The organism is Streptomyces sp. A3M-1-3, assembly GCF_024213665.1.
GTDB lineage: Bacteria > Actinomycetota > Actinomycetes > Streptomycetales > Streptomycetaceae > Streptomyces.
Genome location: NZ_JANAVP010000009.1, coordinates 57,785 through 73,008 on the forward strand (window position 1 = coordinate 57,785; position 15,224 = coordinate 73,008).

14 protein-coding genes and 1 pseudogene are annotated in these 15,224 nt (G+C 71.1%); 9 read left to right on the forward strand and 6 right to left on the reverse strand.

Going from position 1 to position 15,224, the window contains the following annotated elements:
* Positions 1-35: 35 nt before the first annotated feature.
* Positions 36-1,238, reverse strand: a complete 1,203-nt coding sequence (gene rocD, locus NLX86_RS12470; protein ID WP_254371720.1) for an ornithine--oxo-acid transaminase — start codon at positions 1,236-1,238, stop codon at positions 36-38.
* Positions 1,239-1,515: 277 nt separating this feature from the next.
* Here rocD and glyA point away from each other — a divergent pair, with 277 nt between their 5' ends.
* On the forward strand, positions 1,516-2,784 hold the full coding sequence (gene glyA / locus NLX86_RS12475) for a serine hydroxymethyltransferase (RefSeq protein ID WP_254371721.1): 1,269 nt from the start codon (positions 1,516-1,518) through the stop codon (positions 2,782-2,784).
* A gap of 40 nt (positions 2,785-2,824) precedes the next feature.
* Here glyA and NLX86_RS12480 read toward each other — a convergent pair whose 3' ends face one another.
* On the reverse strand, positions 2,825-2,995 hold the full coding sequence (locus NLX86_RS12480) for a hypothetical protein (protein WP_254371722.1): 171 nt from the start codon (positions 2,993-2,995) through the stop codon (positions 2,825-2,827).
* Positions 2,996-3,036: 41 nt separating this feature from the next.
* Positions 3,037-3,450 (reverse strand): annotated as a pseudogene (locus NLX86_RS12485) (RNA polymerase sigma factor); the annotation flags it as partial.
* A gap of 45 nt (positions 3,451-3,495) precedes the next feature.
* On the opposite strand from NLX86_RS12485, the gene trpS reads away from it, so the two are divergent.
* Together trpS and NLX86_RS12495 are read left to right on the forward strand one after the other, a co-directional pair.
* Positions 3,496-4,509 carry a tryptophan--tRNA ligase gene (gene trpS / locus NLX86_RS12490; RefSeq protein WP_254371723.1) on the forward strand — a complete coding sequence of 338 codons (1,014 nt, stop codon included), beginning with the start codon at positions 3,496-3,498 and terminating at the stop codon, positions 4,507-4,509.
* A gap of 153 nt (positions 4,510-4,662) precedes the next feature.
* A complete protein-coding gene (locus NLX86_RS12495) occupies positions 4,663-5,244 on the forward strand; it encodes a 2'-5' RNA ligase family protein (RefSeq protein ID WP_254371724.1) in 582 nt (193 codons plus the stop codon).
* Between the two features lie 42 nt (positions 5,245-5,286).
* Here the strand turns inward: NLX86_RS12495 and NLX86_RS12500 are convergent, their stop codons facing one another.
* Together NLX86_RS12500 and NLX86_RS12505 are read right to left on the reverse strand one after the other, a co-directional pair.
* Positions 5,287-6,042 (reverse strand): decaprenylphospho-beta-D-erythro-pentofuranosid-2-ulose 2-reductase, encoded by a 756-nt coding sequence (locus tag NLX86_RS12500; RefSeq protein WP_254371725.1) that lies wholly within the window; start codon positions 6,040-6,042, stop codon positions 5,287-5,289.
* Positions 6,043-6,081: 39 nt separating this feature from the next.
* A complete protein-coding gene (locus NLX86_RS12505; protein ID WP_254371726.1) occupies positions 6,082-7,470 on the reverse strand; it encodes an FAD-binding protein in 1,389 nt (462 codons plus the stop codon).
* A gap of 102 nt (positions 7,471-7,572) precedes the next feature.
* On the opposite strand from NLX86_RS12505, the gene NLX86_RS12510 reads away from it, so the two are divergent.
* The 3 genes from NLX86_RS12510 (at position 7,573) to NLX86_RS12520 (ending at position 10,523) form a co-directional block, all read left to right on the forward strand.
* Positions 7,573-8,118, forward strand: a complete 546-nt coding sequence (locus NLX86_RS12510; RefSeq protein WP_254371727.1) for a phosphatase PAP2 family protein — start codon at positions 7,573-7,575, stop codon at positions 8,116-8,118.
* Complete coding sequence (locus NLX86_RS12515) at positions 8,111-9,112, forward strand: decaprenyl-phosphate phosphoribosyltransferase (RefSeq protein WP_254371728.1); 1,002 nt, start codon at positions 8,111-8,113, stop codon at positions 9,110-9,112. The genes NLX86_RS12510 and NLX86_RS12515 overlap by 8 nt, the downstream gene beginning before the upstream one ends.
* 436 nt (positions 9,113-9,548) lie before the next feature.
* Positions 9,549-10,523 (forward strand): YihY/virulence factor BrkB family protein, encoded by a 975-nt coding sequence (locus tag NLX86_RS12520; RefSeq protein WP_254371729.1) that lies wholly within the window; start codon positions 9,549-9,551, stop codon positions 10,521-10,523.
* Here NLX86_RS12520 and NLX86_RS12525 read toward each other — a convergent pair.
* Positions 10,441-11,676: a D-alanyl-D-alanine carboxypeptidase gene (locus tag NLX86_RS12525; RefSeq protein WP_254371730.1), complete on the reverse strand. Its 1,236-nt coding sequence runs from the start codon at positions 11,674-11,676 to the stop codon at positions 10,441-10,443. The genes NLX86_RS12520 and NLX86_RS12525 overlap by 83 nt on opposite strands.
* A gap of 121 nt (positions 11,677-11,797) precedes the next feature.
* Here NLX86_RS12525 and NLX86_RS12530 point away from each other — a divergent pair, with 121 nt between their 5' ends.
* The 3 genes from NLX86_RS12530 (at position 11,798) to NLX86_RS12540 (ending at position 15,214) form a co-directional block, all read left to right on the forward strand.
* Positions 11,798-12,049, forward strand: a complete 252-nt coding sequence (locus NLX86_RS12530) for an SCO4848 family membrane protein (protein ID WP_254371731.1) — start codon at positions 11,798-11,800, stop codon at positions 12,047-12,049.
* Positions 12,049-13,482: a metallophosphoesterase gene (locus NLX86_RS12535; RefSeq protein WP_254371732.1), complete on the forward strand. Its 1,434-nt coding sequence runs from the start codon at positions 12,049-12,051 to the stop codon at positions 13,480-13,482. Before NLX86_RS12530 ends, NLX86_RS12535 begins: the two co-directional genes overlap by 1 nt.
* A 175-nt stretch (positions 13,483-13,657) precedes the next feature.
* A complete protein-coding gene (locus NLX86_RS12540) occupies positions 13,658-15,214 on the forward strand; it encodes an ABC transporter substrate-binding protein (protein ID WP_254371733.1) in 1,557 nt (518 codons plus the stop codon).
* Positions 15,215-15,224 lie beyond the last annotated feature (10 nt).

Here is a 15,224-nt window from a genome sequence, read left to right on the forward strand (position 1 = left end):
AACTACTCGTCCACTACTCGTCCACTACTCGTCCACTACTCGTCCAGCACCGCCCGGAGCTGGTCGAGGCCCCAGTCCAGGTCCTCCTTGCTGATCACCAGCGGCGGGGCGATCCGGATCGTGGCTCCGTGGGTGTCCTTCACCAGCACCCCCCGGTCCATCAGCTTCTCGGAGATCTCCCGGCCCGTGCCGTGGCCGGGCGCGATGTCCACCCCGGCCCACAGCCCGCGCCCGCGTACCGCCTCCACCGGGCCGCCCACCAGCAGGCCCAGCTCGCGGTGGAGGTGGTCGCCGAGCTCCGCGGCGCGCCGCTGGTACTCGCCGGTGCGCAGCATCGCGATGACCTCCAGCGCGACGGCGCAGGCGAGCGGGTTGCCGCCGAACGTCGAGCCGTGTTCGCCGGGCCGGAACACGCCCAGGATGTCGGCCGAGGACACCACGGCCGACACCGGAACGACCCCGCCGCCGAGCGCCTTGCCCAGCACATACATGTCGGGTACGACCGCCTCGTGCTCGCACGCGAACGTCTTCCCGGTCCGGCCCAGACCGGACTGGACCTCGTCCGCGATGAACAGCACATTCCGCCTGCGGGTCAACTCCCGTACCCGCTCCAGGTATCCGGCGGGCGGCACCAGCACGCCGGCCTCGCCCTGGATCGGTTCCAGCAGCACGGCGACCGTGTTCTCGGTCATCGCCGCTTCGAGCGCGGTCAGGTCGCCGTACGGAACGATCTCGAAGCCCGGGGTGTACGGACCGTAGTCCGCCCGCGCCTCGTGATCCGTGGAGAAGCTGACGATGGTGGTCGTGCGGCCGTGGAAGTTGTTCCCGGCGACAATGATCTTCGCCCGCCCGTCCATCACGCCCTTGACCCGGTACCCCCACTTGCGGGCCGTCTTCACCGCGGTCTCCACCGCCTCCGCCCCGGTGTTCATCGGCAGCACCATCTCCATGCCGCACAACTCGGCGAGCTGCGTGCAGAAGTCCGCGAACCGGTCGTGGTGGAAGGCACGCGAGGTGAGCGTGACCCGCTCCAGCTGGGCCTTGGCCGCGTCGATGAGACGCCGGTTGCAGTGGCCGAAATTGAGTGCCGAGTAGCCGGCGAGCATGTCGAGAAAGCGCCGTCCCTCGACATCGGTCATCCAGACACCCTCCGCCGACGCGACGACGACGGGCAGCGGGTGGTAGTTGTGCGCGCTGTGCGCCTCGGCGGAGGCGATGGCAGATGCCGTAGTCGACACGGGTTCTCCGATCGTCGGGACAGACCATCCGGTGTGGGGGCGGGGATCGCGCCCCTTTCTATCGTCGCTCTTCCGACCTGGAAAGAAACCTTCGGTGTACGGCGCGCCCGGTAAGGTGAACAGTGCACACGGCGACTGGCGCACGGGGAAACGACCCCGAGGAAGCCGTGTGCGGCAACCATCACGAGGTGCCGCCCTCCCCCGTAGCCTTCGGCACGGGAGGGACCCCCAGGCACCCCGGGACCCGACCGGAATCCCGATCGCCCCGGAGGACGCCATGACCAAGAACAGCCACCCCTCTCTCGCTGCCACGGACCCGGAACTCGCCGCTCTCGTCGGCGCCGAGGAACGACTTCAGGCCGAAACCCTGCGGCTCATCCCCAGTGAGAACTACGTCTCCCAGGCCGTGCTGGAGGCCGCCGGTACCGTCCTGCAGAACAAGTACAGCGAGGGCTACCCGGGCCGCCGCTACTACGAGGGCCAGCAGAACATCGACCAGGTGGAACTCCTCGCCATCGCCCGCGCGAAGGCGCTCTTCGGCGTCGAGCACGCCAATGTCCAGCCGTACTCGGGCTCGCCCGCGAACCTCGCCGTCTATCTCGCCTTCGCCGAGCCCGGCGACACCGTCATGGGCATGGCCCTCCCCATGGGCGGCCACCTCACCCACGGCTGGGGCGTCTCCGCGACCGGCAAGTGGTTCCGCGGCGTCCAGTACGGCGTACGCCAGGACACCGGCCTGATCGACTTCGACGAGGTACGCGAACTCGCCCTCAAGGAACGCCCGAAGCTGATCTTCTGCGGTGGCACCGCCCTCCCGCGCACCATCGACTTCGCCGCCTTCGCGGAGATCGCCCGCGAGGCCGGTGCCGTCCTGGTCGCCGATGTCGCCCATATCGCCGGACTGATCGCGGGCGGCGCCCACCCGTCCCCGGTCCCGCACGCGGACGTCATCTCGACCACCACGCACAAGACCCTGCGCGGCCCGCGCGGCGCGATGCTCATGTGCCGCGAGGAGCACGCCAAGGCGATCGACAAGGCCGTCTTCCCCGGACTCCAGGGCGGTCCGCACAACCAGACCACGGCCGCCATGGCGGTGGCCCTCCTCGAGGCCTCCCAGCCCTCCTTCCGTACCTATGCGCACGCGGTGGTCGCCAACGCCCAGGCGCTCGCCGAAGCACTGCTGGCGCGCGGCTTCGACCTGGTCTCGGGCGGTACCGACAACCATTTGATCCTGATGGACCTGACTCCCAAGGACGTCCCGGGCAAGATCGCGGCCAAGGCGCTCGACCGGGCAGGGATCGTCGTCAACTACAACACCGTCCCCTACGACCCCAGGAAGCCGTTCGACCCGTCCGGCATCCGCATCGGCACCCCCTCCCTGACCTCGCGCGGGCTCGGCGTGGAACACATGCCGGCCGTCGCCGACTGGATCGACCGGGGCGTCACCGCCGCCGGCACCGGCGACGAGGACGCCCTGGCCAGGATCCGCGCCGAGGTCGCCGCGCTGATGGCCGACTTCCCGGCGCCGGGCCTGCCCACCGACTGACCGGGCAGAGCGCCCGGCAGTCATCCGGCGGTCGGCCGGCTCACGCGTCCAGCAGCTGCTGCCGCGGTCCCGACGGGAGAACATCCCGCCGGGCCGCCCAGCGGCGGACCAGTACGGAGCCGCCCCCGCCGATGGCGAGTCCGAGCGCGAGCCCCGGTATCCCCCACCACCTGTCGGCGGACTCGTCCCGAGAGGCCCGCACAGGTGCCACTGCCGCGGTCTCCACCTCGCGCACGGGCCCGCCCGCAGCACCCGTCGCTCCTCCTCCAGCGCCGCCACCGCCGGGTCCGACGACTCCGGTATCAGCGGCTCGGCCTCGGACAGCGCCGCCTCCCGTCCGACCGCCGTCCGCAGCCGCACCACCGAGCGCACTGTGTTCCTCGTCTCATTCACGACGATCCGCAGTAGCCAGGGGCGGAACGCCGCACCCTCCCTGAAGCGCCCCAGCGACTGGTACGCCTTGAAGAAGGCGGCCTGCACCACGTCCTCCGCTTCCGCACCGGCTCCGAACGCCACGGCCGCCCGGAGCGCTGTGCCCGTGTAGGCGCGCACCAATTCCGCATACGCCTCGGGCTCCCCCGAGCGCACGCGTGCGATCACCGCGGCGTCATCCGTACCGATGAGGCCCCCCTCCCGCGTCCCCTCCCGCGTCCTCACACCTTTCATACACCGGAGGCCGGAGATCGGTTCCGCACCTGAGAGAATGAGTTCATGGCCTCTGATCGTCCTCGCGCGCTCTCCGGTATCCAGCCCACCGCAGGTTCGTTCCACCTCGGGAACTACCTCGGTGCGATCCGCCAGTACGTGGCGTTGCAAGAGACCCACGACGCGTTCTACATGGTCGTCGACCTGCACGCGATCACCGTTCCGCAGGACCCGGCGGAGCTGCGCGCCAACACCCGGCTCGCCGTCGCCCAGCTGCTCGCGGCCGGCCTCGACCCCGAGCGCTGCACCCTCTTCATCCAGAGCCATGTCCCCGAGCACGCCCAGCTCGGCTGGATCATGAACTGCCTCACCGGTTTCGGCGAGGCCTCCCGTATGACCCAGTTCAAGGACAAGTCCGCCAAGCAGGGCGCCGACCGCGCCACCGTCGGCCTCTTCACGTATCCGATCCTCCAGGTCGCGGACATCCTGCTGTACCAGGCCGACTCCGTCCCGGTCGGCGAGGACCAGCGCCAGCACATCGAGCTCACCCGCGACCTCGCGGAGCGCTTCAACAGCCGCTTCGGCGACACCTTCACCATCCCGGCGCCGCACATCGTCAGGGAGGTGGCGAAGATCTACGACCTCCAGGACCCGGCGATCAAGATGAGCAAGTCGGCGTCCACCCCCAAGGGCCTGATCAACCTGCTCGACGAGCCGAAGGCGACCGCCAAGAAGGTCAAGAGCGCGGTCACGGACACCGGCACCGAGATCCGCTTCGACCCCGCGGAGAAGGCGGGCGTCAGCAACCTGCTCACCATCTACTCCACGCTCACCGGCACCACAATCGCGGATCTGGAGCAGAAGTACGAGGGCAAGGGCTACGGTGCGCTGAAGACCGACCTCGCCGAGGTGATGGTCGAGTTCGTCACACCGTTCAAGACCCGCACCCAGGAGTACCTGGACGACCCGGAGACGCTGGACTCGATCCTGGCCAAGGGAGCGGAGAAGGCCCGCGCGGTCGCCGCGGAAACCCTGGCCCAGGCATACGACCGGATCGGGTTCCTCCCCGCGAAGCACTGAACGGGACCGTCGGCAACGGCGCAGGAATCGAGACCTGAATCACGCCCCAAAACGTACCGAATCAAGCACTGACCGAGGACCCTGGCCGTACGGGCGGTGCAACCGCCACACTGGCGGCACTGCACCACACACCACACGACTGAGGAGAAGCAAGTGGGGACCGTAACGCTTGGCGTTTCGATCGCGGTCCCGGAGCCGTACGGCAGCCTGCTCCAGGAGCTGCGCGAGGGCTTCGGGGACCCTGCCGCGCACGGCATCCCCACCCACGTCACCCTTCTCCCGCCGACCGAGGTGGACGAGTCCGCGCTCCCGGAGATCCGCACGCACCTCGCGCAGGTCGCGGTCGTCGGCCGCGCCTTCCCGATGCGGCTCTCCGGGACGGGCACCTTCCGCCCGCTGTCGCCGGTGGTCTTCATCCAGGTCGTCGAGGGCACGTCGTCCTGCTCCTGGCTGCAGGAGCGGATCCGCGACACGTCCGGCCCGGTGCCGCGCGAGCTGCAGTTCCCGTACCACCCGCATGTGACCGTCGCGCACGGCATCGCCGAGGAGGCGATGGACCGGGCGTACGCGGAACTCGCGGACTACGAGGCGTCCTGGACGTCGATCGGTTTCGCGCTGTACGAGCAGGGCGCCGACGGGATCTGGCGCAAGCTGCGCGACTACCCCTTCGGAACCGGCCCGTCCGGGGTGCCGGCGCAGTTCGCGCACGTGGACGAGCCGACCCTCCAGCCGTAGCCGCCCCCAGCCGTAGCCGCCCCCAGCCGCAGCCCGGGCAACTCATACCGGCAGCCTCCGGAACACCTGCCGCGGCATATGCCGCAGCGCCGACATCACCAGCCGCATCGCGCCCGGTACCCACACCGTCTCCGAGCGCCACCGCAGCCCCTGCTCGATCGCCTCCGCCACCGCCTCCGGCGTCGTGGCGAGCGGCGCCTCGGCGAGGCCCGCCGTCATCTTCGACCGTACGAACCCGGGCCGTACGACCATCACCTGCACGCCCGTGCCGTGCAGCGCGTCCCCGAGTCCCTGCGCGAACGCGTCCAGGCCCGCCTTGCTCGACCCGTAGATGAAGTTCGCGCGCCGCGCCCGCTCACCGGCCACCGACGAGAGCACCACCAGCGAGCCGTGCCCCTGCCGGCGCAGGGCCGCGGCGCAGACCAGCCCCGCCGACACCGCGCCGGTGTAGTTCGTCTGCGCGACCGCGACGGCCGAGAGGGGCTCGTTCTCGTCCCGCGCCTGGTCGCCGAGGATACCGAAGGCCAGCAGCACCACGTCGATGTCGCCGTCGGCGAACACCTTGCCGAGCAGGGCCTCGTGCCCGGCGGGGTCCAGTGCGTCGAACGCGACGGTACGGACCTTCGCGCCCAGCTCGCGCAGTTCACCCGCGGCCGCCTCCAGGCCGGCGGAGGGGCGGCCGGCCAGCCACACGGTCCTGGTCCGGCGGGCCACCAGCCGGCGTGCGGTGGCGAGTCCGATGTCGGACGTGCCGCCGAGGACGAGCAGGGACTGCGGGGCGCCGAAGGCGTCCTTCATGGGAACTCTCCTGGAGATCGAGCCGTTCTGAGAATCGGGCTAGAGATCGAGCCGGCGGGCCAGATCCGACATGAAGACCCCGTGCGGGTCCAGCTCCGCCCGCAGGGCCCGGAATTCGTCCACCCGCGGGTACATCGCGGCGAGCAGGTCGGGCCGCAGCCGGGAGTCCTTCGCGAGGTACACCCGCCCGCCGGCGTCCGCCACCTCCTCGTCCAGTTCGTCGAGGAAGGGGCCGAGGGCGGGCAGGTTCGCCGGGATGTCCAGCGCGAGCGTCCAGCCGGGCAGCGGGAAGGACAGCCAGCCCGGATCGCCCGCGCCGAAGCGTTTGAGCACGGCCAGGAAGGAGGGGCAGCCCCGGTCGGAGATCCGCCGCACAATGCGGTGCAGGGCGTCCTCCTGTCCGTACCCGAGGACGAACTGGTACTGCACGAAGCCGCCGCGCCCGTAGACCCGGTTCCAGTGCGGGACGCCGTCCAGGGGGTGGAAGAAGGCCGGGATCCGCTGCAGTTCGCCGGTACGGGACTTCGGCGCGCGCCGGTACCAGAACTCGTTGAACAGGCCGACCGACGTGCGCCTCAGCAGCCTGTCGGGAACGAAGGAAGGCGCCGCCGGAAGCCGCCCCGGCCGGAAGGCGAGGGGCGCGCGGCGGGCGCCCTTCGGCAGAGCGGCCAGCGCTTCCGGCGGGGCGTGGTCTCCCCGCGTGAGCACTGAGCGCCCCATGGACGTACCGCGCGCCAGCAGGTCGATCCACGCGACCGAGTAGCGGTAGCGGTGGTCGGTCCCGGTCAGCCGGGCCAGCAAGTCGTCCAGCCCGGCGGCGCGTTCTGTGTCGACCGACATCAAGGAGGTCTCGACGGGGTGGAGTTGCACCGTCGCGCCCAGGATGACGCCCGTCAGGCCCATCCCGCCCGCAGTCGCGTCGAACAGCTCGGCGCCGCGCGGGACGGCCAGGACGTCGCCGTCGGCGGTGAGCAGGTCCAGCGAGAGGACGTGCCGGGCGAAGGAGCCGGACACATGGTGGTTCTTGCCGTGGATGTCGGCGCCGATCGCGCCGCCGACGGTGACATACCGGGTCCCCGGCGTCACCGGCACGAACCAGCCCAGCGGCAGCAGGACTTCCATCAGCTGGTGCAGGCTCACCCCGGCGTCGCAGACGACGACGCCCGCCTCGGCGTCGATCGTGCGGATCCGGTCCAGGCCCGTCATGTCGAGCACGTACCCGCCCGCGTTCTGCGCCGCGTCGCCGTACGCCCGGCCCAGCCCGCGCGCGATGCCGCCCCGCGAGCCTCCCGAGCTGCCCGCGCGTACCGCCCGTACCGCGCTCACCGCCTCGTCGTAGCTGCGGGGGCGGACCAGCCGGGCGGCGGCGGTCGGGGCGGTGCGGCCCCAGCCGGTGAGCAAGGCAGGGGCAGCGGTGTCGGCAGGCATGCGTGCGACCGTATCGCTCAAACCCGGCGATTTGTAACACCTCACAGCAAAAGGGGTGATTGAGTACATGGTGCCCGAATGGACGTGAGCAAGGGGTGGCGTATGCGAGACCTGGACCAGCGGTTGCTGTCGGCGATGCGCGACTGCGGTACGGATCCCCGCGTGGCGGCAGCGGCCCGCGCGCTCTCCCGGAGCGGTGAACACGGCGCGCTGTGGCTCGCCGCCGGACTCGCGGGCGCCGCCGCCGACCGCGACCGGCGCGGAGCGTGGCTCCGTGGCATGGCGCTGATCGGCGCCGCGCATCTGACCAGCATGGCGGTCAAGCGGGTGGTACGGCGACCGCGCCCCCAACTGCCCGCCCGCGCGCCCCTCGTACGTACCGTCGGCCGGCACTCCTTCCCCAGCTCGCACGCCACCTCGGCGGTCGCCGCGGCGGTCGCCTTCGGCGCGCTGCGGCCGGCCGGCCGGCATGCGGTGCCGCCGCTGGCCGCCGCGGTGTGCGTCTCCCGCCTGGTCGTCGGCGTGCACTACCCCTCCGACGTGGTGGCCGGCGCCCTGCTCGGCGGCGTGACCGCGTCGCTCGGCGCCGCGTGGATACACGGGCCCCCGGCCGGCGGTGGCGGCGAGGGGAGGCTCCGGGATGGCTGACCGCGGCGGGCTGTTGATCGAGGGCCGGGCGCGGCGCGCCGAGAGCCTGCTGAACGTGACGCGGACTCGGACTCGGACGCGGACTCGGACTCGGACGGTGACGGGGGCGGGGACGGAGACGGCCTGGGGGCTGCTGAAGACCGCGCGGCCGCGCCAGTGGGTGAAGAACATCCTCGTCGTCGCCGCGCCGGCCGCGGCCGGCCGGCTCGGCTCCTGGCACACCGCCGGCCAACTGCTCTTCGTCTTCCTGCTCTTCACAGCCGCCGCCTCCGCCGTCTACCTGGTCAACGACGCGCGCGACGCCGAGGCCGACCGGGCCCACCCCGTCAAGCGCCACCGCCCGGTGGCCGCCGGGCAGGTGCCCGTGCCCCTCGCCTACGGCGTCGGCGGGCTGCTGGCCGCGAGTGTGCCGGTCACGGCACTCGTCGTCTGCAACGCGATGACGTCCGCGCTGCTCACCGCGTATCTCGCCATGCAGTTCGCCTACTGCCTCCGGCTCAAGCACGTCCTCGTCGTCGACCTGGTCGTGGTCGCCACCGGATTCCTGATGCGCGCCATGATCGGCGGAGTGGCCCTCTCCATCCCGCTGTCCCGCTGGTTCCTGATCACCGCCGGCTTCGGCGCGCTCTTCATGGTGTCCGCCAAGCGGTACTCGGAGGCCGTACAGATGGCGGACCGCAAGGGCGCCACCCGCGCGCTGCTCACCGAGTACACCACCGGATATCTGCGCTTCGTCTGGCAGTTGGCTGCCGGGGTCGCCGTCCTGGGCTACTGCCTGTGGGCCCTGGAGAGCGGCGGCACGGCGAACGGCGGCCTGCTGCCGTGGCGTCAGCTGTCGATGATCGCGTTCATCCTCGCCGTACTGCGGTACGCGGTCTTCGCCGACCGGGGCACCGCCGGCGCCCCCGAGGACGTGGTCCTGCGCGACCGGGCGCTGGCTGTCATCGGACTCGTCTGGATGGCGATGTACGGCCTGGCAGTCGCGGACCTGTGACTCGCGGACCTGTGACTCGCGGACCTGTGACGCCGCGACCTGTGACCTTCACCGTACGGAGGGTCGTCAGCTGCTTGCCGGGGAGCGTGCACGAGGGCGGTTTAGCTCGATCGTGTGATGGTCGGCTTCCGGGCTTGCGGCGTCCTGGGCCGTCCGGGTTAACGTGATCGTGTGATCTGGGACGCCGGGTACGGCGCCGGCGTGCGGGGCCCCCGCTCCACCGGAGTGATGGTTCAGGGCCTCCCCGTCGCCTCTGGCCGTACCCATTTGGCCGGATCGCGCAGGGAACCGACCTCCCGGGCCCGGACCACGCACAGGATGCGTGTCGCCGCCCCGGGGTTGAGTACGCCGGGGACCAGTGCGCCCAAGACCGTTCGGGGCGTGCGGCTGAGCGGGCTCACTCCTGCTCAGTCAAGAGGAACGGTAGAGGCACCCCATGGATTGGCTGAAGAAACTGCCGGTAGTGGGTCCGCTCATCGAGAAACTGATGCGGACCCACGCCTGGCGCTCCTACGAGACACTCGACCGGGTCCACTGGACCCGGCTGGCCGCAGCGATCACCTTCATCAGCTTCCTGGCGGTCTTCCCGCTGATCACGGTGGCCGCGGCCATCGGCGCCGCCTTCCTCACCCCCGAACGGCTGAAGAAGCTGGAGGACGGGGTCGCCGAGCAGGTACCGGGCATCTCCGACCAGCTCGACATCGGGGGGCTCGTGGCGAACGCCGGAACGATCGGGGTCGTCGCCGGCGCTCTGCTGCTGTTCACCGGCATCGGCTGGGTCGGCTCGATGCGGGACTGTCTGCGGGCCGTCTGGGAGAAGGACGACGAGGACGAGGGAAATCCGGTCCTGCGCAAGGCGAAGGACGGCGTGGTGCTGGTCGGGCTCGGCGCGGCCGCGCTCGCCTCGCTCGTCGCATCCGGCGTCGGGTCCTCGGCCATCGGCTGGAGCGCGGACCAGCTGGGCATCTCGCGCGACGGCTGGGGCGGGATCCTGCTCCAGATCGTGGTCTTCGCGGTGGCGGTCCTCGCCGACTTCCTGGTCCTGCTGTACGTACTGACGCTGCTGCCGGGGGTGGAGCCGCCGCGCCAACGGCTGATCGTCGCCGCACTCATGGGCGCGGTCGGCTTCGAACTGCTGAAGCTGCTGATCGGCAGCTACATCAGGGACGTCGCGGCGAGGAGCATGTACGGCGCGTTCGGCGTCCCGATCGCGCTGTTGCTGTGGATCAACTTCACCGCGAAGCTGCTGCTGTACTGCGCCGCTTGGACGGCGACGCAGTCGCAGCACGCGGCCGAGGACATGGCCAAGGCCGAGGCGGAGGTCGAGGTCACCGGCGCGGAAGGCGCAGCGGCCAGCGGCGGTTCACCAGGAACACCCCCGCGGTCAGCACCACCAGAACCCCGCCCGTGATCGCGAGCGCGACACCGATCCCGCCCGAGCCGCCCTTCGTGGAGACCGTGGCCTGCGCCGGGGGAGCGGAGTTCCGCGGGCTCGGGGGCGCGCCCTTCGACGCGCCCGCGGCTTCCGCGGTCTTCGGCCCGACCAGCTCACCCACCGGGGTGACCTTGCCGGCCGCGGCGAAGCCCCAGTCCAGCAGTGCCGCGGTCTCCTTGTAGACCGCGTGCTGCTCCTCCGCCTCGGGGTTCATCACCGTCACCAGCAGCACCCGGTCGCCGCGCTGCGCCACACCGGTGAAGGTGGAGCCGGCGTTGGTGGTGTTGCCGTTCTTCACGCCGGCGATGCCCTTGTACGGGTCGAGGTCGTACGCCCCCGTCAGCAGCCGGTTGGTGTTCTGGATCTCGAACGTCTCCCGCTTCTTCCCCTCCTCCTGCTTGCCGGGGAAGGTGGCGGACGCCGTCGCGCAGTACTCGCGGAAGTCCTTCTTCTGCATGCCGGAGCGGGCGATCAGCGTCAGGTCGTACGCGCTGCTGACCTGGCCCGGCTCGTCGTAGCCGTCGGGCGAGACGACACGCGTGTCGAGGGCCTGGAGCTCCTCCGCGTGGCTCTGCATATCCTGGACGGTCTTGGCGATCCCGCCGTTCATCGCGGACAGCACATGCACGGCGTCGTTGCCGGAGCGCAGGAACACCCCGAGCCACAGGTCGTGCACCGAGTAGGTGTGGTCCTCCTTGATACCGACCAGGCTGCTGCCTTCGCCGACGTCCGCCAGCTCGTCTTCGGTCACCAGGTGGGTCTCGGTCTTGGGCATCCGCGGCAGCAGCGTGTCCGCGAAGAGCATCTTGATGGTTGAGGCGGGCGGCAGCCGCCAGTGCGCGTTGTGCGCCGCGAGCACCTCACCCGACTCGGCGTCCGCCACGATCCACGAACGGCCGCTCAGTTCCTTGGGCAGCAACGGGGCCTCCGGGCCCAGCTTCACCTGCGTACCCGGCTTCCCGAGCTGCTCACCGCCGACCGAGGACATCACGGCGGGCGGCTTCGGCTGACTGCGCCGCTTGGCGTCGGCCTTGCCGTCGGCGAGCGCGGGTGCGGCGAACAGGGCGGGCAACAGCACGGCGGAAAGGACCGTCGCCGCAGGGACGGTCAACTTCTTCGGGGCAGACACGGACGAGAACGTACCCGCTGTAATCGGTGAACGGGACACCGGCGCGTTGACCCGCCGGGACAGCCGCCGGGACGGCCCACCCCGGCGCGGCCGTTCCGGGGAAGGCGACGATACTGAGCGTATGAGACTGAGCCGCCCCCTCTCCTGGTTCCTGCTCGCGTTCGGGGTGTGGAGCTGGGTCATCTGGGTCACTTTCATCAAGAACCTGTGGGAGAACGCAAGTGGTCTGGCCTTCGACGACGCGGGTGACCCGACTGCGTACTTCTGGGTGCATCTGCTGCTTGCCATCACGTCCCTGCTTCTGGGGACGGGCGTAGGAGCCATCGGGTTGCGCGGTCTGCGCGCACTCCGTCGTGAATCCGGCCGCGTCTGATGGCCGTTGCGATGTTCGCGCTGGTCGCGGCCACCGTTCTGGCCCTGCTGGTGCTCGTCCACCGCTACCTGTGGCGCCGGCTCGTCCGGGACACCACCGCGCGGGGCGGCGCGGCCCGCCGCGCCGGCACGGCCGCGGCGTTCGTCCTGCCGCTGCTGACCGTGGGCGCGCTGGTGAGCGCCCGCGCCGGAGTCCCCTTCTGGCTCCAGCAGGTACTGGCCTGGCCGGGCTACCTCTGGCTGGCCGTACTGCTGTACCTGACCCTGGCGGTACTGGCGGGCGAGGCGGTACGGCCGCTGCTGCGGCATCTGCTGGTGCGCCGGGCTGCCCGGAAGAAACGGCCGGCCGCCGAAGGCGCAACCGGGCCCCGGCCCGGGGCCGCCCGCGGGGCCGACGACGAGGCCGCCCGCGAGGCCGCCCGCGAGGCCGCCCCCGAGGGCGAGCCGGTGCCGGCCGGGCGCGGCGGCTCGGCGACCGCCACCGCGAGCGCCACTGCCACTGCTGCCCAGGCCACCCCCGCCGAGCGGGACCGTGCCGGGCGGCGGCAGCCGTCGGAGGCGCCGCCGGCCGGAGGTCCGGCCGGCCCGCGGCCCGTGCCCCCTTCCGACGTGAGCCGCCGCCTCTTCGTGGCGCGGACCGTCGCCGGGGCAGCGGCCGCCGTCGCGGTCGGCACCGTCGGGTACGGGACGTACGGGGTGCTGCGCGGGCCGCGCGTCAAGCGGGTCACCGTGCCGCTGGCCAAGCTCCCGCGCGCCGCGCACGGCTTCCGTATCGCCGTCGTCAGCGACGTCCACCTCGGGCCCACCCTCGGCCGGGCGCACACCCAGCGGATCGTCGACACGATCAACTCCACCCAGCCCGATCTGGTCGCCGTCGTCGGCGACCTCGTCGACGGCAGCGTCGCCGACCTGGGGTCCGCCGCCGAGCCGCTCGCCCGGCTCTGGGCGCGCCACGGGACGTACTTCGTCACCGGCAACCACGAATACTTCTCCGGCGCCCAGGCGTGGGTCGACCACGTGCGCGAGCTCGGCATGCGCCCGCTGGAGAACGCCCGTACCGAACTGCCCGGCTTCGACCTCGCGGGCGTCAACGACCTCGCGGGCGAGAGCGAGGGCGACGGCCCCGACTTCGTACGCGCCCTCGGCGACCGGGACCGCACCCGGGCGGCCGTACTCCTCGCGCACCAGCCGGTCGTCATCCACGACGCGGTGAAGTACGGGGTGGACCTGCAGCTTTCCGGGCACACCCACGGCGGCCAGATGTGGCCCGGCAACCTCATCGCGGACCAGGCCAATCCGACGCTGGCCGGCCTGGAGCGGTACGGCGACACACAGCTGTACGTCTCGCGGGGCGCGGGCGCGTGGGGGCCGCCGGTGCGGGTCGGAGCGCCGTCCGACATCACGGTCGTACAGCTCGCCTCACGGCAGGCCTGACACCGGGCCCGGTACCCCGAAGACACCGGGCCAGATGCCCTGAAGGGGGTGTTCCGGCCCCACCCGAGAGGACCCTTCCGCGTGTGAAGATTCCGTGATTGAGTGCACGCCATTGGGGGTCGGCGGGGCTGAGGGGCGCGCGTCGGCAGGGGTAGGGCCATGAGGAGTGCTTGGCATGCGGTCTGTCCAATTTCGCGTTTTCACAGCCGGGGTCGTGCTGGCCGCCGTCGGAATCGGCGCCTGGCAACTGGTGCCGTCGGACGGGGTGAGGAACGACCCGATCACGGTGGGGACGACGGACACCGTCTCCTCGCTCGACCCGGCAGGCGCGTACGACGCCGGTTCCTGGGCGCTCTACAGCAATGTCTTCCAGACGCTGATGACCATGAGGCCGGGTTCCGACACGCCGGTGCCCGATGCCGCCGACTCCTGCGGGTTCGTCGGCCAGAAGCTGACGACGTACGAGTGCGAGCTGCGCGAGGGGCTGACCTTCTCCAACGGCCGCGAGGTTACCGCCGCCGACGTCAAGCACTCCTTCGACCGGGTCCTGGAGATCGACTCCGAGCAGGGACCGAAGCCGCTGTTCGCCACCCTGAAGTCGGTCAGGACCCGCGGCAGCACGATCACCTTCAACCTCTCCTCGCGCGACGCGACGTTCCCCTTCAAGGTCGCCACCGGGGCGGGATCGATCGTCGACCGCGAGAAGTACCCCGCGAAGGAGCTGCGCACCGGCGACGGCGTCGACGGCTCCGGCCCGTACGTCCTGACGTCGTTCGACGCCGACAGCCGGGCCGAGCTGAAGCCGAACACCTCCTACGAGGGCCAGGCGTCGGCGGCCCACGTGCCGGTGACCATCCGTTACTTCCAGGAGTCCGAAGAGCTCGAGCGGGCCTGGAAGAGCCACGGGGTCGACGTCACCCACCGGGAGATGCCGCCGAAGGTGCTCGCCGGACTCACTCCGGGCCTGCCGGACATCCGGATCCAGGAGTCCGAGGGCGCCGAGATCCGCACGCTGATCTTCAACGTGCGCAAGGGCTCGCAGATGGCCCGCAAGGGCGTACGGAAGGCCGTCGCCGCCGTACTCGACCGGCCGCGGCTGGCCAACTCGGTCTACCACGGCACCGTCGACCCGCTGTACTCGCTGATCCCGCAGGGCATCGGCGGGCACAGCACGCCGTTCTTCGACGCGTATCCGGAGCCCAGCAGGGACCGCGCCCGCACGCTGCTGCGCGAGGCGGGGGTGCGTACTCCGGTGCGGTTCAGCCTGGCGTTCTCGGTGCGGGGCGCGACCAAGGCCGAGGCCGAGGAGATGCGCCGCCAGCTGGAGGACACCGGGCTGTTCGAGGTGAAGCTCATCGCCGTGCCCGAGTGGACTACGTTCCAGAAGGGGTACGCCGCCGGCAAGTACGACGCGTACACCATCGGCTGGATCGCGGACTTCCCCGACCCGGACAACTTCAGTCAGCCGCTCGTCGGCACGAACACCAGCATGAACAACGGCTTCTCGGACAAGGAGATCGACGAGCTGATCGTCAAGACCCAGTCGTACGGGGAGCGCGGCCGGGCGAGCAAGGACTTCAAGACCTTGCAGCGGCTCGTCGCGGACGAGGTGCCGATGGTCCCGCTCTGGCAGAAGAAGGACTACGTCCTCAGCCGGGAGGCGGTCACCGGAGCGCAGTACCTGTCGGACGGCACGGGCGTCTGGCGCCTGTGGGAACTCAACTGGCTCTGACCCGGCCGGT